At 65.2% G+C, this 20720-nt stretch carries 24 protein-coding genes; 6 read left to right on the top strand and 18 right to left on the bottom strand.

The window, feature by feature from the left end:
• Positions 1-121: 121 nt before the first annotated feature.
• The 3 genes from RQI28_RS09795 to RQI28_RS09785 are packed head-to-tail and all read right to left on the bottom strand — an operon-like array spanning position 122 to position 2711.
• Complete coding sequence (locus RQI28_RS09795; RefSeq protein ID WP_311223181.1) at positions 122-1543, bottom strand: ammonium transporter; 1422 nt, start codon at positions 1541-1543, stop codon at positions 122-124.
• Between the two features lie 46 nt (positions 1544-1589).
• Complete coding sequence (gene glnK, locus RQI28_RS09790) at positions 1590-1928, bottom strand: P-II family nitrogen regulator (protein ID WP_311223180.1); 339 nt, start codon at positions 1926-1928, stop codon at positions 1590-1592.
• 54 nt (positions 1929-1982) lie between these two features.
• Positions 1983-2711: a TorF family putative porin gene (locus tag RQI28_RS09785; RefSeq protein WP_311223179.1), complete on the bottom strand. Its 729-nt coding sequence runs from the start codon at positions 2709-2711 to the stop codon at positions 1983-1985.
• A 215-nt stretch (positions 2712-2926) separates the two neighbouring features.
• On the opposite strand from RQI28_RS09785, the gene RQI28_RS09780 reads away from it, so the two are divergent.
• Positions 2927-4480, top strand: a complete 1554-nt coding sequence (locus tag RQI28_RS09780; protein WP_311223178.1) for a YifB family Mg chelatase-like AAA ATPase — start codon at positions 2927-2929, stop codon at positions 4478-4480.
• Positions 4481-4714: 234 nt separating this feature from the next.
• On the opposite strand, the gene RQI28_RS09775 is transcribed toward RQI28_RS09780, so the two are convergent.
• A complete protein-coding gene (locus RQI28_RS09775; protein ID WP_311223177.1) occupies positions 4715-5503 on the bottom strand; it encodes an SDR family oxidoreductase in 789 nt (262 codons plus the stop codon).
• A gap of 129 nt (positions 5504-5632) precedes the next feature.
• On the opposite strand from RQI28_RS09775, the gene RQI28_RS09770 reads away from it, so the two are divergent.
• A complete protein-coding gene (locus tag RQI28_RS09770) occupies positions 5633-6571 on the top strand; it encodes a LysR family transcriptional regulator (RefSeq protein WP_311223176.1) in 939 nt (312 codons plus the stop codon).
• A 264-nt stretch (positions 6572-6835) separates the two neighbouring features.
• The gene (locus RQI28_RS09765; protein WP_311230730.1) at positions 6836-7291 is read left to right on the top strand and encodes a hypothetical protein; all 456 of its coding nucleotides are present in this window, start codon (positions 6836-6838) and stop codon (positions 7289-7291) included.
• Positions 7292-7432: 141 nt separating this feature from the next.
• Here RQI28_RS09765 and RQI28_RS09760 read toward each other — a convergent pair whose 3' ends face one another.
• From RQI28_RS09760 to RQI28_RS09745, 4 genes are read right to left on the bottom strand one after another with little or no spacing between them, the layout of a single operon-like run.
• Complete coding sequence (locus RQI28_RS09760; RefSeq protein WP_311223174.1) at positions 7433-8182, bottom strand: ABC transporter ATP-binding protein; 750 nt, start codon at positions 8180-8182, stop codon at positions 7433-7435.
• Positions 8179-8964 carry an ABC transporter ATP-binding protein gene (locus tag RQI28_RS09755; protein WP_311223173.1) on the bottom strand — a complete coding sequence of 262 codons (786 nt, stop codon included), beginning with the start codon at positions 8962-8964 and terminating at the stop codon, positions 8179-8181. The genes RQI28_RS09760 and RQI28_RS09755 overlap by 4 nt, the downstream gene beginning before the upstream one ends.
• Positions 8961-10871, bottom strand: a complete 1911-nt coding sequence (locus tag RQI28_RS09750) for an ABC transporter permease (protein WP_311223172.1) — start codon at positions 10869-10871, stop codon at positions 8961-8963. The genes RQI28_RS09755 and RQI28_RS09750 overlap by 4 nt, the downstream gene beginning before the upstream one ends.
• A 25-nt stretch (positions 10872-10896) precedes the next feature.
• On the bottom strand, positions 10897-12114 hold the full coding sequence (locus RQI28_RS09745; RefSeq protein WP_311223171.1) for an ABC transporter substrate-binding protein: 1218 nt from the start codon (positions 12112-12114) through the stop codon (positions 10897-10899).
• Positions 12115-12287: 173 nt separating this feature from the next.
• Between RQI28_RS09745 and RQI28_RS09740 the strand changes: the two genes are divergently transcribed.
• Positions 12288-13061 (top strand): ferredoxin--NADP reductase, encoded by a 774-nt coding sequence (locus RQI28_RS09740; protein WP_311223170.1) that lies wholly within the window; start codon positions 12288-12290, stop codon positions 13059-13061.
• Positions 13062-13182: 121 nt separating this feature from the next.
• Here the strand turns inward: RQI28_RS09740 and RQI28_RS09735 are convergent, their stop codons facing one another.
• Positions 13183-13989: a glycine zipper 2TM domain-containing protein gene (locus RQI28_RS09735; protein WP_311223169.1), complete on the bottom strand. Its 807-nt coding sequence runs from the start codon at positions 13987-13989 to the stop codon at positions 13183-13185.
• Positions 13990-14144: 155 nt separating this feature from the next.
• Here RQI28_RS09735 and RQI28_RS09730 point away from each other — a divergent pair, with 155 nt between their 5' ends.
• A complete protein-coding gene (locus tag RQI28_RS09730) occupies positions 14145-15047 on the top strand; it encodes a DUF72 domain-containing protein (protein WP_311223168.1) in 903 nt (300 codons plus the stop codon).
• On the opposite strand, the gene RQI28_RS09725 is transcribed toward RQI28_RS09730, so the two are convergent.
• Positions 15037-16008: a YihY/virulence factor BrkB family protein gene (locus RQI28_RS09725; protein ID WP_311223167.1), complete on the bottom strand. Its 972-nt coding sequence runs from the start codon at positions 16006-16008 to the stop codon at positions 15037-15039. The genes RQI28_RS09730 and RQI28_RS09725 overlap by 11 nt on opposite strands.
• 124 nt (positions 16009-16132) lie before the next feature.
• On the opposite strand from RQI28_RS09725, the gene RQI28_RS09720 reads away from it, so the two are divergent.
• Entirely contained in the window at positions 16133-16651 is a 519-nt protein-coding gene (locus tag RQI28_RS09720) for a shikimate kinase (protein ID WP_311223166.1), read from the top strand.
• Positions 16652-16789: 138 nt separating this feature from the next.
• On the opposite strand, the gene RQI28_RS09715 is transcribed toward RQI28_RS09720, so the two are convergent.
• From RQI28_RS09715 to RQI28_RS09680, 8 genes are all read right to left on the bottom strand, one after another.
• Positions 16790-17170, bottom strand: a complete 381-nt coding sequence (locus RQI28_RS09715) for a PH domain-containing protein (protein ID WP_311223165.1) — start codon at positions 17168-17170, stop codon at positions 16790-16792.
• Positions 17171-17290: 120 nt separating this feature from the next.
• Positions 17291-17578, bottom strand: a complete 288-nt coding sequence (locus RQI28_RS09710; protein WP_311223164.1) for a GNAT family N-acetyltransferase — start codon at positions 17576-17578, stop codon at positions 17291-17293.
• 48 nt (positions 17579-17626) lie between these two features.
• Positions 17627-18121, bottom strand: a complete 495-nt coding sequence (locus tag RQI28_RS09705; RefSeq protein WP_311223163.1) for a GNAT family N-acetyltransferase — start codon at positions 18119-18121, stop codon at positions 17627-17629.
• 43 nt (positions 18122-18164) lie between these two features.
• Positions 18165-18575: a YbaN family protein gene (locus RQI28_RS09700; protein WP_311223162.1), complete on the bottom strand. Its 411-nt coding sequence runs from the start codon at positions 18573-18575 to the stop codon at positions 18165-18167.
• A gap of 143 nt (positions 18576-18718) precedes the next feature.
• The gene (locus RQI28_RS09695) at positions 18719-19192 is read right to left on the bottom strand and encodes an OsmC family protein (RefSeq protein ID WP_311223161.1); all 474 of its coding nucleotides are present in this window, start codon (positions 19190-19192) and stop codon (positions 18719-18721) included.
• Between the two features lie 240 nt (positions 19193-19432).
• Positions 19433-19765 carry a hypothetical protein gene (locus RQI28_RS09690; RefSeq protein ID WP_311223160.1) on the bottom strand — a complete coding sequence of 111 codons (333 nt, stop codon included), beginning with the start codon at positions 19763-19765 and terminating at the stop codon, positions 19433-19435.
• A complete protein-coding gene (locus RQI28_RS09685; protein WP_311223159.1) occupies positions 19755-20192 on the bottom strand; it encodes a hypothetical protein in 438 nt (145 codons plus the stop codon). The genes RQI28_RS09690 and RQI28_RS09685 overlap by 11 nt, the downstream gene beginning before the upstream one ends.
• A gap of 49 nt (positions 20193-20241) precedes the next feature.
• A complete protein-coding gene (locus RQI28_RS09680; protein WP_311223158.1) occupies positions 20242-20703 on the bottom strand; it encodes a tetratricopeptide repeat protein in 462 nt (153 codons plus the stop codon).
• Positions 20704-20720 lie beyond the last annotated feature (17 nt).

The raw sequence follows: 20720 nt of genomic DNA, 5'->3' as shown, positions 1-20720 counted from the left end.
TGTGGGCCAAAAAAAAGGCCCACCTTGCGGCGGGCCGAATGTCCAGAGGAATAACTGGCAGAAAACAGGGTTCGGGTTCCGCCCCCGCCCGGTGCCACCAGACACCGGGGCGGGCAAGCCCTCAACGATGGTAAGCCGTTTCGCCGTGCGAGGTGATGTCCAGGCCTTCGCGCTCGGCTTCTTCGCTGACGCGCAGGCCCACCAGCAGGTCGGCAATCTTGTAGGCGATGAAGGCCACCACGCCAGACCAGACGATGGTGAACAGCACGCTCTTGACCTGCACCCACACCTGGGCACCCATGTTGAACGTGTCGGGGGTCAGGCCACCCGTGCCGCCCAGGCCCTGCGATGCGAACACACCGGTCAGGATGGCACCCACGATGCCGCCCACGCCGTGCACGCCGAACACGTCGAACGCGTCGTCGGCACCCAGCATGCGCTTCAAGCCACCCACGCCCCACAGGCAGACCACACCGGCGATCAGGCCCATCACGATGGCGCCCATCGGGCCGACGAAGCCGGCAGCAGGCGTGACGGCCACCAGGCCGGCCACGGCGCCGGAAGCGGCACCCAGCATCGAAGCCTTGCCCTTGGAGAGCGCCTCACCTGCGATCCACGACAGGGTGGCGGCAGCGGTGGCCAGCACCGTGTTCACGAAAGCCAGGCCCGCATTGGCGTTGGCCGCACCGGCCGAGCCGGCGTTGAAGCCGAACCAGCCCACCCACAGCAGCGAAGCGCCCACCATGGTCAGCGTCAGCGAATGGGGCGTGAACGCTTCTTTGCCGAAGCCGATGCGCTTGCCCACCACGTAGGCGCCCACCAGGCCGGCGATACCGGCGTTGATGTGCACCACGGTGCCACCAGCAAAGTCCAGCGCGCCGTCGGCTGCCAGCAGGCCGCCGCCCCACACGATGTGGGCCATGGGCACGTAGCTGAAGGTGAACCACAGCGTCGAGAAGATCAGCACGGCAGCGAACTTCATGCGTTCTGCGAACGAGCCCACGATCAGCGCCACGGTGATGGCGGCGAAGGTGCCCTGGAACGCGAAGAACACGTACTCAGGAATGGTCGCCAGGGCGCCGAAGGTTTCCTGGTTCACGCCCTTGAGGAAGACCTTGTCGAAGCCGCCGAAGAACTTGCCCTCGCCCGAGAACGCCAGGCTGTAGCCGTAGATGGCCCACAGCAGCGAGATCAGCGAGAAGACCACGAACACCTGCATCAGGACCGACAGCATGTTCTTGGAGCGGCCCAGGCCGCCGTAGAACAGCGCCAGGCCGGGCAGCGTCATCAGGATGACCAGCAGCGTGGAGGTGAGCATCCAGGCGGTGTCGCCGGAGTCGATCTTTGGAGCGGGTGCTGCGGCAGGTGCAGCGGCGTCGGGTGCAGCCGCTGCCGGAGCGGCGGTGGCTGCGGCAGCAGGTGCCGATGCGGCGGGCGCCGTCACGGCGGCAGGTTCGGAAGCGGCGGGCGCCTGAGCCAGCACGGCGGTGCCGGCGGTCATCAGGCTCAAGCCCAGGAGGCAGGAAGCAAGCAGTTTTTTCATGGCAATACTCAGGGTGTGTATCGGGGTGTGGTGCCGGGGGCGCGCCTTACAGGGCTTCCTTGCCGGTCTCGCCGGTGCGAATGCGCACGACCTGTTCCAGATGGCCCACGAAGATCTTGCCGTCGCCGATCTTGCCGGTACGCGCAGCACCTTCGATGGCTTCGATGACACGCTCGACCAGTTCGTCGGACACGGCCGCTTCGATCTTCACCTTGGGCAGGAAGTCGACCACGTATTCGGCGCCGCGGTACAGCTCGGTGTGGCCCTTCTGGCGGCCGAAGCCTTTCACCTCGGTCACGGTGATCCCTTGCACGCCGATGTCCGACAGGGCTTCACGCACCTCGTCAAGCTTGAACGGTTTGATGATGGCTGTCACCATTTTCATTTTGCGGTTCCTCAGAATGGGGCGCTTTGGGCGCCCGCTGTGATGGGTAAGGGGTTACAGGGTCTTGGTGAGCGTGACGATCAGGCGCGACTTGTTGACGTCGCCGAAGAAGTTCTTCTTGTTGGCGCCGACCACTGCGGCGCCCAGCGACAGACCCGAACCGAAGTCGTAGGCACCGCCCACGCTGTAGTCCATATAGTTGGGCACGCCCAGGTCCTTGATGTCACTGGCAAAGCGGGTGAAGCCGACGGAAGCCTTCAGCGTGGTGCTGGGCGCCACTTCCTGCGCAAAGGCCACGTTGAAGTAGCCGGTGTTGCGGCCGCGGTTGCTGGAGGTCTTGGCGCCGGCCCAGCCGAAGTAGTCCTTCGACACGGTGTGCGAATACTTGGCCGTCACCGGGCCAAAAGTGGCTGCGCCATACAGCTCGGTGGTGTTGCCCGTCGTGTTGCCGGGGTAGATGTAGGTGAGTGCGCCCACGTCCAGGTCGAACGCGCCGGCCTTGAACTTGTAGCCGCCGTACACGTCCATCTCGATGGAGTTGCCGCTCAGCCAGTCCACGCTGGAATTCCAGTTGCCCAAGTAGAAGCCGCTCTCGCCGAAGGTGTAGTCCAGGCCGCCCTGAATGGCGGGTTTCACGGCTTTGGACTTGCTCGTATCCTGGTCCTGACCGCGGAACTTGTAGTTCGTCGTCAAGGCGACGTTGCCCGTCAGCTGGGCATGGGCGAAGGCCGGCAGCAAGGTGGCGGCAGCGATGGCGAGCACTGGAATAGCTTTGCGGATCATGGATTCCCCCGGGAAGTTGGTGTCAGGACCAGGGCCTCAAAGCATGGACCGTGCCACCATAGGCGCAGTGCGTCGCACGCTCGCGTACAGTTCCGCTGGAAATCAGGGCGTTACATCGCACGCATGCAGTAACGCAAAGCACCATCGCGGTGCAATAAATGACATAACAACTGGGTGCGCCAAAGCGGTGCACCTGTCTGGGGAGAGGTGCCGACATGAGTCTTGCTTTGGTGCAAAGCCGCGCGCTGCTGGGTCTGCAGGCGCCGTCCGTAACGGTGGAGGTGCACCTGGCCAATGGGCTACCCAGCTTCACGCTGGTGGGCTTGGCGGAGGTCGAGGTCAAGGAGGCGCGCGAGCGCGTGCGCTCGGCTTTGCAGAATGCGGGGCTGGAGTTTCCGGCGAACAAGAAGATCACCGTGAACCTGGCCCCGGCCGATCTGCCCAAGGATTCCGGCCGCTTCGATCTGCCGATCGCCTTGGGGATTCTGGCCGCCAGCGGACAGATCGACGCCACCCGGCTGGCCGGCTACGAGTTCGCAGGCGAGCTGTCGCTGTCGGGCGAGTTGCGTGCCGTGCGCGGCGCGCTGGCCACCAGCCTGGCACTGCGCACGCTGCCGCTGGGCGAGCGCCCGCGCATGGTGCTGCCGCCGGGCAGCGCGCAAGAAGCCGCCCTGGTGCCTGACACCGAGGTGTACTGCGCCCGCCACCTGCTGGACGTGGTGCGCCGGTTTCTGCATCTCGACAAGAACGCCGTAGCAGCTGACGCCCCTGCCGACGATGACGGCTGGGCGCGCATGCAACCAACCCCACGACCCGTGCAGGCGCCCTCCGCCGACCTGGCCGACGTGAAGGGTCAGGCCGCCGCCAAACGGGCGCTGGAGATCGCCGCCGCCGGCGGCCACGGCTTGTTGCTGGTCGGCCCGCCGGGCTCCGGCAAGTCGATGCTGGCACACCGGTTCGCCGCACTGCTGCCCGCCATGACGGTGCAGGAGGCGCTGGAGAGCGCGGCGGTGGCCAGCCTGGCCGGCCGCTTCGAGGCCGATAGCTGGATGCAGCGCACCACGGCACATCCGCACCACACCTGCAGCGCGATTGCACTGGTGGGCGGCGGCTCGCCCCCTCGGCCGGGCGAGATCTCGCTGGCCCATGAAGGCGTCCTTTTCCTCGATGAATTTCCCGAATTCGCCCGCTCTGCGCTGGAGGCGCTGCGCGAGCCGCTGGAGACCGGCCGTATCACCATTGCCCGGGCGGCGCGGCGCGCGGAATTCCCGGCGCGCTTTCAGCTCATCGCTGCCATGAACCCTTGCCCCTGCGGCTTTCTCGGCGCGGCGCAGCGCGCCTGCCGGTGCACGCCCGACCAGGTGGCGCGCTACCAGGGCAAGCTCAGCGGCCCGCTGCTCGACCGCATCGACCTGCATGTGGAAGTGCCCGCCATGCCGGCCGACGAATTGCTGAACGCCCCGGCGGGCGAAGCCAGCGCTGCCGTGCGCGCCCGGGTGGAGGCCGCCCGCGCGCGCGCCGTGGCGCGCCAGGGCAAGCCCAACCAGGCGCTGCAGGGCCGCGAGATCGACGTGCACTTGGCGCTCGATGACGCCGCCGGGCGCTTTTTGCAGGCTGCCGCCGCACGCCTGGGCTGGTCGGCGCGCAGTACGCACCGCGCGCTCAAGGTCGCCCGCACCATCGCCGACATGGCGGGGGCGGCCGATATCGCCGCCGCGCACGTGGCCGAGGCCGTGCAATACCGGCGGGTGCTGCGCAGCACCGTCTAGATAGTGGAAGCGCCGTGACACCGTTCTGAGCGATGTCGTACCGCGCAGGGGCTCCGCTGGAATGTGGCGATGTAGGCGTGGCGGCAGCGGCAGCGATTCCAGGCAGCGCCTTTCCAGCGGTCATTGCTTCGTGTGGTTGCTATAAAATAAATAGCTGTTAGCGCTTATGCAATAAGAGCTAGAGGCCAATTTGCCTCTTGATCTGGCAGCCGCCAGACCCTGGCGACACACAGGTCAGAGGAACATGCCGCCCGACGCCTCGATGCGCTGCGCGTTCACCCAGCCCGTGCCCGGTTGCAGCAGCGACGCGATCACGCCGCCGATGTCGTCCGGCAGGCCCACGCGGCCCAGCGCGGTTTGCGATGCAATGAAGCTGTTCAGCTGCGCGTTGTCGCGCACGGCCCCGCCGCCGAAGTCGGTCTCGATGGCGCCCGGTGCCACCACGTTCACGGCGATACCGCGCGCGCCCAGCTCCTTGGCCATGTAGCGGCTCAGCACCTCGATGCCGCCCTTCATGGCCGCATAGGCGGCATAACCCGGCAGCGCAAAACGCGCCAGCCCGCTGGAGACGTTGAGAATGCGCCCGCCGTCGTTCATCAGCGGCAGCAGCTTCTGCGACAGGAAGAACGCGCCCTTGAGGTGGATGTTCACCAACTCGTCGAATTGCTCTTCCGTGGTCTCCATGAAGCTGGCATGAATGCCGATGCCCGCGTTGTTCACCAGAAAGTCGAAGCGCTCGCGCTGCCAGTGCCGCGACAGCGCAGCGCGCACCTGCTCTGCAAAGTCGGCAAAGCCGCCGCTCTGGGCCACGTCCAGCGGCAGCGCCACGGCGCGACGGCCCAGCGCTTCGATCTCTGCCACCACCGCCTGGGCTTCGGCGGCCTGGCTACGGTAGGTCAGGATCACGTCGATACCCGATCGGGCCACGTGTACCGCCGCGTTGCGGCCCAGGCCGCGGCTGCCGCCGGTGATGAGGGCGATGGTGGGGCTGCCGGAGGAGGGAGAAGAAGCTGTGTTGCTCATGGCGATGTCCTTGAAGGTCGGCGGGGCCGGGTAGGGTGATGAAGAAGAAGCGATGCAGCCAAGTCTATTGATCGATGCCGATTCGATAAAGCGCGCAAAATTGATCGCATCGTTCATCCATTCAGAACAATGAGCTCTTTTGACCGCATGCAGACTTTCGCCCGCGTGGCCGAGCTGGCCAGCTTCACGCAGGCCGCCGAGGCGCTGGGCATTCCCAAGGCCAGCGCCTCCACCGCCGTGCAGCAGCTGGAGGCCCAGCTCGGCACGCGGCTGCTGCACCGCACCACGCGGCGCGTGCAGCTCACCCAGGACGGGCAGGCCTACTACGACCGCTGCAAGGACTTGCTGGCCGATGTGGACGAACTGCAGTCCATGTTCCAGCAGGCCGACGGCGCCAGCCTGAGCGGGCGCGTGCGCATCGACATGTCCACCGGCATGGCGCGCAACGTGGTCGTGCCGAGCCTGCCCGAGCTGCTGGCGCGCCATCCTGCGCTGGAGTTGGAACTGAGCAGCACCGAGCGCCGCGTGGACCTGGTGCGCGAAGGCTTCGACTGCGTGCTGCGCACCGGCGCCGTGGTGGACGCAAGCCTGATCGCCCGCCCGCTGGGCACCGCCCGGCTGGCCAACTGCGTGAGCCCGGCCTACCTGCGCCAGCACGGCACACCGCACTCGCTGGCCGACCTCGGCAGCCACCGGCTGGTGCATTTCGTCAACACGCTGGGCGCGCGCTCCACTGGTTTTGAAGCGGTGGTGGACGGCTCCCTGGTGCGCACGCCCATGCAGGGCGCCATCACCGTGAACAACGCCGAGGCCTACATGGCCGCCTGCCTGGCCGGGCTGGGCATCATCCAGGTGCCGCGCCTGGGCGTGTTGGACCTGCTGGCGCGCGGCGAGGTCGTGGAAGTGCTGCCGCAGCTGCCCGCGCCATCTATGCCGTTGACGCTGATGTACGCCAACCGGCGCAACCTGCCGCGGCGTGTGCGGACGGTGATGGATTGGCTGGCGGAAGTGGTGGGGGCGCATCTGGTACAGGATGCTGAAGCGGCGATTGAAAAAATTACCATCTAATATTATGCATTCTTTATCTGTGGGGTGCAGAAAGTCAGTGAGAGTATGAATTGGAAATCCGCTATCAGTTTTATGGGTCACTGTAATGCTTGGAATCATCCACCCAACTGCAATTGTGGGTGGGGAGGTTTTTTTCATCCATCCGATGCGGATGATGCTTCCTTGCTATGGCCCTTACGGGGCGGAGGATCGATAAACAAGAATGCTTCATGCCCTAAATGCAAGCAGAAGGTTTTTTTCTACCGTTCTCCATATGGGGGCTGCGTGTATTTCGATGCATTGGGCGCACCTTGGCCAAAACATCCTTGCATAGCAGATGGGCAGCAAATGAGCGAGCCGACATCAGCCTACTGGGATGCGATAGATTTAATTGGAAAGGTTTTAAGCAAGCCATCCCTAGAAGTTCTACTTGGAAGTCGCAGTAAAACTTTTGCATGGATGCTGGAAAAAACTTCGGCAGCCGTTGCTAACGGTAATTCACGTGTGGCGATAGCCTACTGGATCATCTCATTATCGCCTGCAGCCATTGGACGGTTAGATGTTGAGCTTCAGTCGGCAAATCAAAAAGAAGCCTATGAAATCGCACTTTGCGTAACTAGAAATTTAGGGGATAAAAAAACCACTGGGCTCCGAAAAGTCGCAAAAGAACTCGCGGAACAGGTTATTAAGTACGCAGATGAAAAACGGACGCGAAAAAATTCACGGTCCAGATCTACGTAAATCTTTATCGTCATTCAAATTTTGCTGCCTGCTTTGCAGCCAAACAGACTTTCGCACTCGCATCTGCTTAATGAAATCGAGCTTCAGCGTTTATATCGAACACTAATTCAACTTCGGTGGACACCAATTCTTCCGATGTGTTCAGATTCCTAAATACAACCGCCGCGCCACCGCATCCGCCGCCAGCTCCGCCATCGGCGCCGTGTGCACGATCTGCCCCTTCTCCAGCACATAGGCCCGGTCGGCCACCGCCTCGGCCAGGGCCAAGTTCTGCTCGCTCAGCAAGATGCCGATGCCCTGGCTCTTCAACTGCAGGATGGTCTGGGCCATCTGCTCCACGATGATCGGCGCCACGCCTTCGGAGGGTTCGTCCAGCAGCACCACCAGCGGCTGGCCCATCAGGGTGCGCGCCACGGTCAGCATCTGTTGCTCGCCGCCGCTCATGCGCCCGCCCAGGCGCCGGGGCATTTCGCCCAGGTTGGGGAACAGGGTGAACAGGCGCTCGGGCGTCCACACCGGCGCGGGGCTGCCGTCCGGCCAGTGGCGCGGGGGCTGGCGGCCGACTTCCAGGTTGTCCAGTACGGTCAGGTCGGTAAAGATGCGCCGGTCTTCGGGCACCCAGCCCAGGCCGCGCTGCGCGATCTGGTGCGTTGCCAGGTGCGACACGTCTTCGCCCAGCAGGCGCACGGTGCCGCTGCGCCGCGCGATCAGCGCTGCGATGGTTTTCAGCGTGGTCGATTTGCCTGCGCCGTTGCGGCCCATCAGCGCAACCACCTCGCCGCGCCCTACCTGCAGGCTCACGTCGAACAGAATCTGTGCGGCGCCATACCAGGCCTGCAGGCCATCGACCTGCAGCAACGGCAGCGGCAACGGTGCATCGGCGAGGCTCATGGCGTGGCTTCCTCGGCTGCAGGCTTGACACGTGCGGTGAGGCTGCCGCTGCCCAGGTAAGCCGCCTGCACGCGCGCATCGGCCCGGATGGCGGCGGGCGGGCCTTCGGCCAGGATGCGGCCGCGCACCAGCACGATCACGCGGTCGGCATGCTGGAAGACGACGTCCATGCTGTGTTCGGTGAACAGCACGCCCATGCGGCGCTCGTGCGCCAGCGCGCGCGTCAGGGCCATCAGCGCCAGGCGTTCGGCGGGCGCCATGCCGGCGGTGGGTTCGTCCATCAGCAACAGGCGCGGCGCGTGCGCCAGCGCCATGGCCAGTTCCACGCGCTTGACGTCGCCGTAGGCCAGCTCGCTGCACGGGCGCGCGGCCTGCGCGCGCATGCCCACGCGCTCGAGCAGCGCCAGCGCGTCGTCCACGCGGTGCGTGCGCGCCGGTCGCCAGAAGGCGAACACGCGCCGGTCGGCCGACAGCAGCGCCATCTGCACGTTCTGCAGCACGGTCAGCGATGCGAAGGTCTCGGCGATCTGGAAGGTGCGGCCTACGCCCCGGCGCCAGATGGCGCGCGGCGGCAGGCCAGCGATGCGCTCGCCATCGAGCGTGATCGTGCCGGCATCGGGCGCCAATTGCCCGCCGACCAGGTTGAAGGTGGTGGACTTGCCCGCGCCGTTCGGCCCGATCAGCGCCAACAGCTCGCCGGGCGCGAGGCTGAAGCCCACGCCGTCCACCGCGCGCACCCCGCCGAACGACTTGGCCAGACCGCTGACCTGCAGCAGGCTCATGGCGGCGCCTCCTGTTGTGCTCTCTTTTTTATAGCTATCAGCGCTTGCCAGGTATGCGCAAAGCCCGAAATTCCTTGTGGAAACAGCAGCACCAGCAGCAGCATGGTGGCGCCCAGCAGCGCGCGCCAGTAATCAGTGTGGCGCGCGATGGTGTCGTGCAGCCAGGTGAACGCCGCCGCGCCCACCAGCGGGCCGGCCAGCGCCTGCACGCCGCCCAGCAGCACCATGACCAGGCCGTCCACCGACTTGGCCACCGACAGTGTTTCGGGCGAGACGCCGCCCTTCGAGAGCGCATAGAGCGCGCCCGCCAGTCCTGCCACCATGCCGCCCGCCACGAAGCCGGCCCAGCGCAGCCGGTGCACGTCGATGCCGATGGCGTCGGCCCGCAAGGCCGAGTCGCGCGCCGCGCGCAGGGCCATGCCGAACGGCGCATGCAGCAGGCGCCGCAGCGCGAACACGCCCGCCACCACGCAGGCCAGCACCAGCCAGTAAAAGGCCGGCCCTTCGGCCAGCCAGCCCTGCGGCCACACGCCAGTGATGCCGTTGCTGCCGCCGGTCACCGCGTCCCACTGGAAGGCGATGGCCCAGGTGATCTGCGCGAAGGCCAATGTCAGCATGGCCAGGTACACGCCCGACAGGCGCACGCAGAACCAGCCATAGGCCAGCGCGAAGGCGCCCGCCGCCAGCGGGGCCAGCACCAGTGCGGCTGGCGCGGGCAGGCCGGCCGCACGCACCCACAGCGCGACCGCATACGCGCCCACGCCGAAGTACGCTGCATGGCCGAACGAATGCATGCCGCCCGGCCCCATCAGCGCGTGCAGGCTGGCGGCGAACAGCGCGGCGATCAGCACGTCCTGCATCAGCACCGTGGCGTAGGGCCAGGCGCCGGCCGCCACCGGCAGCAGTGCCAGCAGGGCCACGCCGGCCACCCAGGCCGCACGCGCGCCAGGGCCGGAGGGCTGCAGCGGCGATTCGGCCTCGGCGGCGGCGCGCACCGGCGCCATGGGCCGGCCCAGCAAGCCCCACGGGCGCCACACCAGCACGGCGGCCATCACCAGGAATTCGACCACCAGCGTCAGGCGCGGAAAGGCGATGGACATGCCTGCCACCTCCACCACGCCCAGCCAGATGCACACCGCCTTCAGCTCGGCGATCAGCAGCGCGGCCACGAAGGCGCCGGGTATCGAGCCCATGCCGCCCACCACCACCACCACGAAGGCGGCGCCGATGGTGGTCATGTCCATCTCCAGGCTGGCGGGCTCGCGCGGCAGTTGCAGCGCGCCGCCCAGGCCGGCCAGCAGCGCGCCTAAAGCGAACACGGCGGTGAACAGCCACGCCTGGTTCACGCCCAGGGCGCCCACCATCTCGCGGTCTTGCGTGGCCGCGCGCACCAGCGTGCCCCAGCGCGTACGGTGCAGCAGCAGCCACAGCAAAGCCAGCACCAGCGGCCCCACGGCGATCAGGAACAGGTCATAGGCGGGAAACTGCCGGCCCAGCAGCGTGACGGCGCCTTCCAGGCCCGGCGCGCGCGGGCCGAACAGCTCTTCAGGCCCCCAGGCCCACAGCACGGCGTCTTTGATGACCAGCACCAGCGCGAAGGTGGCCAGCAGCTGGAAGAGTTCGGGCGCGCGGTAGATGCGGCGCAGCAGGGTCACTTCAACCAGCGCGCCCAGCAGGCCGACTGCCACCGGCGCCAGCAGCAGTGCGGGCCAGAAGCCGATGGTGCCTGCCAGCCCATCGACCAGCGAATACGCTACGTAAATGCCCAGCATGGTGAACGAGCCATGCGCGAAGTTCACGATGCGCGTGACGCCGAAGATCAGCGACAGGCCCACCGCCACCAAGAACAGCGTGGACGCACCCGCCAGCCCGTTCAGCAACTGCAGCAGCAGGCCGGAGAAGTCCACGGTTCAGGAATGCGCTTGAACGCGCTTAATGGGCCGCAGGCCGCAACTGGCGCACCTTCGCGTCCGACGGCTGGAACTTCGCGCCGTCCAGGTAGCGGAAGTCCACCATCACGCCCTTGCCGCCGTCGTTCTTCGTCTTGCCGACGAAGGCGCCCATGGTCGACTGGTGGTCTTGCGCGCGGTAGGTGATGGGGCCAAAGGGCGTGTCCAGCTGCAGGCCGCGGAAGGCGGCGATCAGCCGTTCGGTGTCGGCCGAGCCGGCCCGCTGCAGCCCGGCGGCCAGCGACAGGATGGCGTTGTAGCCCACCACCGAGCCCGCGCGCGGGTAGTCGTTGAAGCGCTTCTGGTACGCGTCGAGAAACGCCTTGTGCTCGGGCGTCTGAATGGCCTGCCACGGGTAGCCGGTGACGATCCAGCCGTTGGGCGTCTCGTCCTTGAGCGTGTCCAGGTATTCGGGCTCGCCCGACAGCAGGCTCACCACGCCGCGGCCCTGGAACAGGCCCCGCGTGTTGCCTTCGCGCACGAACTTGGCCAGATCGGCCGCGAACAGCACGTTGAAGATGGCGTCGGGCTTGGCGTCAGCCAGCGCCTGCACCACGCTGCCGGCATCGACCTTGCCCAGCGGCGTGGCCTGTTCGGCAACGAACTCCACGTCGGGCTGGGCGGCCTTCATCAGCGTCTTGAAGGTGGTGACGGCCGACTGGCCGTATTCGTAGTTGGGGTAGACGATGGCCCAGCGCTTCTTGCGCAGCTGCACCGCCTCGGGCACCAGCATGGCGACCTGCATGTAGGTGGAAGGCCGCAGGCGGAAGGTGTAGCGGTTGCCGCTCTCCCAGACGATCTTGTCCGTGAGCGGCTCGGCCGCCAGAAAGAACACCTTCTTTTGCCGCGCGAAGTCGGTCATCGCCAGGCCCACGTGCGACAGGAAGGTGCCGGTCAGCACGTCCACCTTCTCGCGAGCCAGCAGTTCCTCGGCCGCGCGGACGGCATCGCCCGGGTTGCCGTTGTCGTCACGGGTGACCAGCTGCAGCTTCTTGCCGCCAATGCCGCCGCCCGCGTTGACTTGTTCCACCGCCAGCTCCATGCCCTTTTTGTAGGGCTCCAGAAACGCGGGCTGCGCCTTGTAGCTGTTGATCTCGCCGATCTTGTAGACCGACTGGGCCTGGGCCAGCGCGGGCAGGCCGGCTGCAAGTGCCAGGGCGGCGAGGGGAATGCGAAGGGTGATGCGGCGAGTCAAAGGCATGGTCATGTGTCCTGGGGCATAAGCATCTGCAATATGAGAATGTACCTGCGCCGCCGGTATGCCTGACAATGCCCGGGTTTGCCCGTATGGCAGGGGGCAGCTTCAAGCCACCGGCCCTGCACCGTGCGGGTGTTCTTCCGTTGTTGTTCTTTCTACCCGGACACTGCCATTCCATGAGCGCCTTTCTCGAAGAACGCGTCCTGACCGTTCACCACTGGACCGACCGCCTTTTCTCTTTCACCACCACGCGTGACCCTGCGCTGCGCTTCTCCAACGGCCACTTCACCATGATCGGCCTGAAGGTGAACGGCAAGCCGCTGCTGCGTGCGTATTCCATCGCCAGCCCGAACTACGAAGAGCACCTCGAGTTCCTGTCGATCAAGGTGGAAGACGGCCCGCTGACCTCCAAGCTGCAGCACATCCAGGTCGGCGACACCATCATCGTCGGCAAGAAACCCACCGGCACGCTGCTGATCGACTACCTGCTGCCCGGCAAGAACCTGTATCTCATCGGCACCGGCACGGGCCTGGCGCCCTGGCTGGCCGTGGCGCGCGACCCTGAAACCTACGAGCGCTTCGACAAGGTCGTGGTGGTGCATGGTGTGCGCCAGGTGGAAGAGCTGGCTTATCAGCACCTGTTCGAAAACGAACTGCCCGAGCACGAACTGCTGGGCGACATCGTCCGCGACAAGCTGATCTACTACCCCACCGTTACGCGCGAGCCTTTCCGCAACCAGGGCCGCATCACCGACCTGATCGACAACGGCACCTTCCCGGCCAACATCGGCCTGCCCGCGTTCGACCCGGCCGTTGACCGCGTCATGCTGTGCGGCAGCCCGGCCATGCTGGCTGACCTGAAGGAAGACCTGGAAAAGCGCGGCTTCCAGGAAGGCAACACCAGCAAGCCAGGCGACTTCGTCGTCGAACGCGCTTTCGTAGAGAAGTAATCGGGCCGACACTGCCTATCGCAGCGCGCCACAAGCCAAAGGCCGGCCCGGATGATTCCGGAGCCGGCCTTTGGCTTTTTATCTGCAGGCGGGGGGCGGTCAGCCCCGGTGCGATTGGCGATCAGTAGGCGTTCACCACGCGCACTGGCTGGCCGTTGCCATAACGGGCGTCGCCGCCCTGGTCCACGCGGAACGAGCGGCCGTCCACGCGCACGGAGGTGCCTTCGGCCACCGGCTGCGAGCGCGTGAAGGTGCGCACCGAGCCGTCGTCCATGCGCACGCGCACTTGGTAAGCCGTGGTGGTGCGGGTGCGTTGCTCCACCGTGTGGCCCACGTAGCCGCCGCCCACGGCGCCCAGCACCGTGGCGGCAGTGCGGCCCGAGCCCTTGCCCACCTGGTTGCCCAGCACGCCGCCCAGCACACCACCAGCGACTGCGCCGATGCCGGTTGCCGGCGCCGCCTGCTGCACGGCCTGCACCGATTCGACCCGGCCGCAGCTGGCGCACACCGGCGCCTGCGCGGGTTGGGCCGACACGGGGCGGGAATAGTTGGGCGATGGGTAGCCGCCGCCCTGTGCGTAGTCTTCACGCCCCGGTGCTGCGGGTGCGGCTGGTGCACGGTTTGCTACTGAATTAATAGCTGGTTGCGCCCGTTGTACCTGCGCTGGAGGCACTTTTGATGCAGATCCTTCGTCCACCAGCGCCGTGCGCGTGTCGGTGGTGGCGCCGGGGGCCGTCATGGCCGCAACGGGTTGGGGGGCGGCTGCATTGCGGCCGGACTGCTGCACGACCAGCGTGGCACCCAGTGCCAGCACACTCACGCCCAGGGCGCCGATGGCGGCCCACAGCCACTTGGCCGATGCGCCCGCCGGGGCTGCTGCGCCGTGGGTGGAAGAAAGTGAATTGGGGGATCGAACGATGAGACTCATGATGAAGTCCTCCTTGGAGTTGTCGCCGGCAGGGTACCCGCAGCCTCGCTTTACAAGACGGGTCTATTTGTAACGGCAGTAAGGAGCGGTGGCCGCTCTGTAGGCCGCCATGCCGACCCGCATTCCCCAGCAGGTGCGCCGATATCCTGCGGGCTATGGCTGCTCAAATTCGCATCGGCATCTCGGGCTGGCGCTATGCGCCGTGGCGCGGGCATTTCTACCCGCCGGGCCTTACACAAGCGCGCGAGCTGGCCCATGCCGCGCACCAGTTTCCGGCCATCGAGCTGAACGGCTCGTTCTATGCACTGCAGCGCCCGCACAGCTACGCCAACTGGGCTGCCGATACGCCAGACGGCTTCGTCTTCACCGTCAAGGCGCCGCGCTTCATTACCCACATCCTGCGGCTGCGCGATGCCCGGGCGGCTGTGGCCAACTTCTTCGCCTCGGGCCTGTTCGCGCTGGGCCCCAAGCTCGGCCCCATCCTGTGGCAGCTGCCGCCCAGCCTGCATTTCGACGCGGATCTGCTCGATGCGTTTTTGGCCCTGCTGCCGCCTGACACCCGCGCCGCCGCTGCGCTGGCTACCGAGCGCGAGCCGCAGCGCATGCGTGGCCGCGAACTCTTGGAGCCCGAGCTGCCCTGGCGCGTGCGCCATGCGCTCGAAGTGCGGCACGAGAGTTTTTGCCACCCCGACTGCATCGCCCTGCTGCGCAGCCATAGCGTAGCGCTGGTGGTGGCCGACACGGGCGGCCGCTGGCCCGAGCTGGGCGATGTCACGGCCGACTTTATGTACCTGCGCCTGCACGGTGCCAGCCAGCTCTACGCCAGCGGCTACAGCGATGCGCAGATCGACCGGTGGGCAGAACGCATCCGTGCCTGGGCGGGCGGCGGCGTGCCGGCCGATGTGCGCACGTTGTCGAAGGAGCAGCCGGGGAGTGGCCGCACGGATCGCAACGTGTTCTGCTTTTTCGACAACACCGAAAAGATCCACGCGCCCACCAATGCGCTGCGCCTGGCCGATCGACTGGGACTCGGCACCGGGCTCGAGATCACCCGTTGACCGGGGTGCGGCCCTTCAGCGGCGGGGCGCTCTCTTCGTCCTTGGGCAGGCCCTTGTGCTTGGCGAACTCCTCGCGGGTTTCCTGCAAGGCGCGGGCGCACGCGGCCGAGAACAGCAACACGGCCGACGAGAAGAAGATCCACATCAGCAGCACCACCAGCGAGCCCGCCGCGCCATAGGCCGACACCACCGCCGCCGTGGAGAGGTACAGCGCCAGCAACTGCTTGCCCACCGTGAACAAGATGGCGCCCACCACCGCGCCGAACACCAGGCAGATCATCGAAGGCTTCGGGCCGCCACCGATGCGCATCAGGCCCACGAACAGGGCCACCGCAATCGCGAACGCGACCAGCTCGTTGACCACCAGCAGCAGCGTGCCCGAGCCCACCGGCAACGTGCCGCTGGCCCAGTGGCCCACCATGTTGATGCCGGTGGACACCATCAACGAGATCAGCAGCAGAAAGCCGATGGCGAGCACATAACCCAACCCGCGCAGCCGCAGCGAGGCCATGCGCCACCAGGCCTTGGTGGTCTGCGGCGCGGCGGGCAGGCCGCCCAGCCAGAGGCGTTCCAGCGCGGACTGCAACTCCACGAAGACGCCAGTGGCGCCTGAAAGCAGCAGCCCGAAACCGAACAGCGAGGCCAGCCGCCCTTCAGACGGCTCCTGCGCGCTGGCCAGCGCCATGCGGATCACATCCGCGCCGCGCGCGCCCACCACATGCTGCACCTGGGCGATGAGGTTGGTCTCCAGATATTCCTTGTCGATCCACCAGCCCATCACCCCCACCAGCAGCAGCAGCAGCGGCGCCAGGCTCAGCATGCCGTAGAACGACATCGCTGCGCTCATGCGCGGGCCGTCCACGTCCATCCACAGGTTGGCGGCGCGAATCAACGGGGCGATCGGCCGCAGCAAGCGTTGCGCGCGATCGGCCACACGTTCCTTGAAAGAAGAAAGTGCCATGCCCGATTGTCAGGCCCGCCCAGGTGGCCGACTGTCAGCAGATGCCGACAGGGCCGCGAAAGGCATGGCTCGCCGGTCGTACACTCCACGCCTTCCATCGCACCCACTGAAACAGGACAGAAGAATGCAGACGCGCTGCGCACTGGTCGGCATGCCAGGCTCGGGCAAATCGACCGTCGGCCGGCAGCTCGCCCGCCGCCTCGACGTGCCTTTCGTGGACCTCGACCATCGGCTCGAGCAGGTGCTGGGCACCAGCATTCGCACGTATTTCGAGCTGCACGGCGAAGACAGCTTTCGCGAACGCGAAACGGCGCTGCTGGCCGAAGTGGCAGCGCAACCCGGCAACTTGGTGCTGTCGACTGGTGGTGGCGTCGTGCTGCGCGCGCCCAACCGCGCCATCCTGCAGGACTTCGGCCACGTGCTGTATCTGCGCGCCTCGCCCGACGAGATCTTCAAGCGCGTGCGCCACGACAAGGCCCGCCCGCTGCTGCAAGTGGCCAACCCGCTAGAGCGCCTGCGCGAGATGTACGCCCTGCGCGACCCGCTCTACCGCGAAGCCGCCCACTTCACCATCGAGACCGGCCGGCCCACCGTGGGCACCCTGGTCAACATGATCATGATGCAGTTGGACATGGTGGCGTAGGCTGCGGGCTGTCGGCCTGATTCGGCTTGGATTCAGTCTGATTTGCTATAAAAAATATAGCTGCCTACGCTTGTGGATAGGGCGCTAGAGGCCAATTTGGCTTGAAATCTGCCGCGACCGGCGCAGGCGATGCCCCGGCTACGCCCGCAGCACGTAGCTGGCCAGCACGGCCTGCACCTCGTAGATGCTCAACTTCTTGTTGAACTGCTTTTGCACCGGCACGGGCGAGCCGGAAATCCAGATCTTCAGTTCCGCGTCCAGATCGAACGTGCCCGCCGTCTCCACGCTGAAATGCGTGATGCTCCGGTAGGGAATCGAGTGGTAGGCCACCTTGCTGCCCGTGATGCCCTGCTTGTCCACCAGCACGAAGCGCTTGTCGGTGAACACGAAGTAGTCGCGGATCAGCTGGTAGGCGTGTTCCACCTTCTCGCCGGGCGCGAGGATCTGCGCGAAGTCCCGCTGAATCGTCTGCGGGTCGATCTTGGAGGCGTTGCCCAGCACGCCGTCGAGTAAGCCCATGAGGTGGTCCTTTGGTGGAATGACGTTGGAGCCGGCCGTGCGATAAAGGCGGCCACGGCGGTGAATCGAAGTGTCGGGCTGGATGCCGGTCGACAGACACCAATCCAACGACAAGGGTTCTTAATTCAGCACGTCCCGAATCGCCGGGTCCTTGCCGAACTGGGCCTTGGCGAAAGGGCACAGCGGAATCACCTTGGTGTTGGCACTGCGCGCCCACACCACCAGCGCGCCGAGCAATTGGCGGCCGACACCCTGGCCCTTCAATGATTCATCGACTTCGGTGTGGTCGATGATGATCAGGGACGCATTGGTGCGGCTGTAGGCCATCTCGGCTACGCGCTGCCCCTTTTGCTGAATGAAGAAGGCGCCCTTGGTGCCCAGCTCTTCGTGTTCGATGGAATGTTCCATGATTTTCCCAATGCAGATGCGGCGACTGGCCAGGCGCTTGGAGGCAGGTCAGGCCGCAGTGGTGGTGAATTCGGCCGGTGTCAGATCCAGGCCGAGGAATAGGGTGCCGGGTATGGGGTTGAACGATACAGGCGGCGCCGGCAGAAAGCCCAGCGACTGGTAGATGCCCTGGGCAGCCTTGAACTCGGGCAGTACGTCCAGGCAGATGCGCACGTAGCCCGCCGCTCTGGCCTGCGCGATGATGCTTTCGACCAGCCGGCGGCCCAGCCCGTGCCCGCGCGCTGCAGAGCGAATGTAGACACGCTTCATCTCACAAGTGCGCTCATCCACTTTGCGCAGTGCGGCGCAGCCAACAACGGCGCCATCCTTCCACGCCAGCAGCAGCCGGCCGTCTGGTGCGGCGTATTTGCCCGGCAGCGCAGCAAACTCCGGCTCGTAGTCTTGAAAGTCGAGACTCACGCTCGGGCTGGCGACGTATTCCCGAAAGATGGCGACGACGTGATCGTGGTCTGCAGGAAAGCTGGCGGGCTTTATGTCGATCATGGGATTTAGAAGACGACCTGGCGCGTTCGCCGGGCGCCAACGTTCAAGCTGCGGCCGGCAGGTTAGCCTGCTCCGGCCTTTTCCACACATAGACCAGCACAGCCAGCATGCCGGCCGCCACCGCAGCCTGAATGGCACGCGACGGCGTTTCAAAAAAGATGAGAGAGAAGCTGGCCACCATGCTGGCCGTGATGACCCACTTCGTCGTGCGCGAAATCGCGCCAGAGGTCTGCCAATTGGTGATCAGCTTGCCGAACCGTGGATGCGTCGTCAGCCATCGGTCCATTGCAGGTGACGAGCGCGAAAAACACCCGGCGGCCAGAGCAAGGAACACGATGCCTGGGATCAACGGCACCACCAGTGCGACAACACCGAAGGCCAGGCTGAGGCAGCCCACGCCAAAGTAGAGAGGACGCTGCCACGAAGGCTTGAGGGACGTGTTGGGGTTAGTCATAGTGAAAGCACACCGTTTGCAAAGTATTTGCGCAAGGCTCGGCGGAAGACTGTGAGAGCGGCCCGGTCATGGGCTGGACCGTGGCGAACCGCAGGCCGCCGGGAGTGTATCGCCTGCAACGCGACACAGCGCAACACCGCATGCTAAGTATCCGCGTGCACCGGCTCGCACAGCACTTGCGTCTTCACCGAGTTGGCGATGAAACACGCTGCATGCGCCTTGTGATGGAGCTGCTCTATCTGCTCTCGGCTCGGCACGCTATCGCCAGAGAAGAGCACTTGCGGACTCAGCGTCACGGTCAGCATGGCCATTTGTCCCTCGGCGTTCTTGCCCATCACACCCGCTGCGCTATCGATGTAGCGATCAACGCAAAACTCGTGTTTGGCGGCGATGGAGAGAAACCACAGCATGTGGCAGCTCGACAGCGAGGCCACGAAAGCCTCCTCCGGATCAACCGCCGCAGCGTCCGACATCGGCAAAGGAACGACGTGCGGTGACGAAGAGCCGGGCACTTCGATGCCACCATCGAATCGAAGCACATGCCGTCGGCTGTATCGATTGCCGAGGAATTCCTGCTCGCCACGGAGCCAGGTGATTTCTGCGGTGTATTGGGCCATTGGGTGCTTTCGAGGTTGGGCATGCGACAGGTGCAAAGAGTAGCGGCCTTGTCGCCAGGTTTTCGCGCGCGCGGGGGGAACAAGTTGTCAGGCGCACTCTCCGGCCACCGGTTCACGCATGGTGATGCTGGTGGCGCGGCTGTATCCGGGGTGGGCCGACTTGCCGACCTTCCGAAAGCCTAACGCTGCAAAGGCGTGGTTCTCGACCAGCGCGGCCTATGTCTGCAGTTCGGCCCATCTCTAGGCGCCGTGTGATAGACCGTCTGGCACTGGTTCATACCCGTTCCCTCTGCCATTCAACCAACGTAACTGGGTCTTCCCTTCGCTGCGCAGGTAGGACTGCGCCAGATGGAACAGGTGATGCGCCAGGTCGGCATCGACCAAGGTGCGCCGCTTTCCGTCGGCTTCAACGCTAAGAAAATGCGCTTCGCCTGGCTCGTCAATGTAGCTGCGTGCAATCAGGCTAACGGGGCCATCGGTAAAGCGGTAGACGTCGTACTCGTAGTAATAGTCGTACGCGCCCAATTCGTCTGGCTCGCTGCAGTCGATTTGACGGGTGCACTCAATTTGCATGGCTAAAGTACGAACGTGTCTTTGCGCTCAGCACGGCCCATAGATTGATCGCAATCTCCAGGCCGCTGCGAACGGCATGAGACACCAGGGGCTGCGTAGGAATCGCCGTTTCCTGTACCTGGATCAGTATGTAGATGTTCTGCGCCAGGATGCCCCCGTAATAGACCACTGCGGCAGCCAGCATCAGCCAGTCCCACCGCGCCCTGCCAAGCAAGGCGAGGGCCGACGAAGCGATGAGGAGGCTGGCGGTGGCCAGAGAAAACACAGCAGCTCCCGGCCCCGGCCTGAACTCGTCGGGCACTTGCGGGGACGTCGAGAGATAGGCAAGCATGAACAAGCCTATGAGGCCAGCCACCATGTTCATGACGGCGGCTACCCAGAGTCGCCTGGGCCGCTTGCGCAGAGGGTCTTCTGTCGTTTTGCTCATATGACTTTGCGTCCAAGGGCGATGACCCGCATCACCTGAATTTGTAGCGTCACTTCCAAAACTGCCACGGCTTCTTGGGTGCTTCGATGCCTTGGGCTTTGGTTTGCAGAAAGCGCAGGTACTTCGGGTCTTGGTCTTTGAAGATGTCAGCTCCACCGCCCATGTATGCCCGCATCAGTTCGTCTGCTGCACGATCAACAACGCCTAGCTCGTACAGACACTGGCCCAGTCTTAGGTGCAGGAAAGCATTGCCAAGCGCATCTGGGCACTGCATTGCCGTGCTGAGGTTGTCTCTGCCTGCCGTGTAGTCCCTACACAGAAAGTTTGCGTCGCCTATCGCTGCAAGCAGCCAAGTGGCGGCATTCCACCCGGTCTTTGGCTCTGGCAAGAGATCCCAGGCCTGCCAATACACGGGTATCGCCTCCGAGTATTTTTGTTCTTCTGCCAAGACATCACCTTCGGCAGACAGGCGCTCAATCTCGGAGTGGATGGTTTCCGGAAGTTCAGGCATATGGCATCGGCTCTAGT

This window comes from Acidovorax sp. WCS2018Noco2-16, from assembly GCF_031843945.1.
Lineage (GTDB): Bacteria > Pseudomonadota > Gammaproteobacteria > Burkholderiales > Burkholderiaceae_C > Paracidovorax.
Note: the sequence above shows the minus strand (reverse complement) of the source record. Positions and strands in the feature narration are given on the sequence as shown.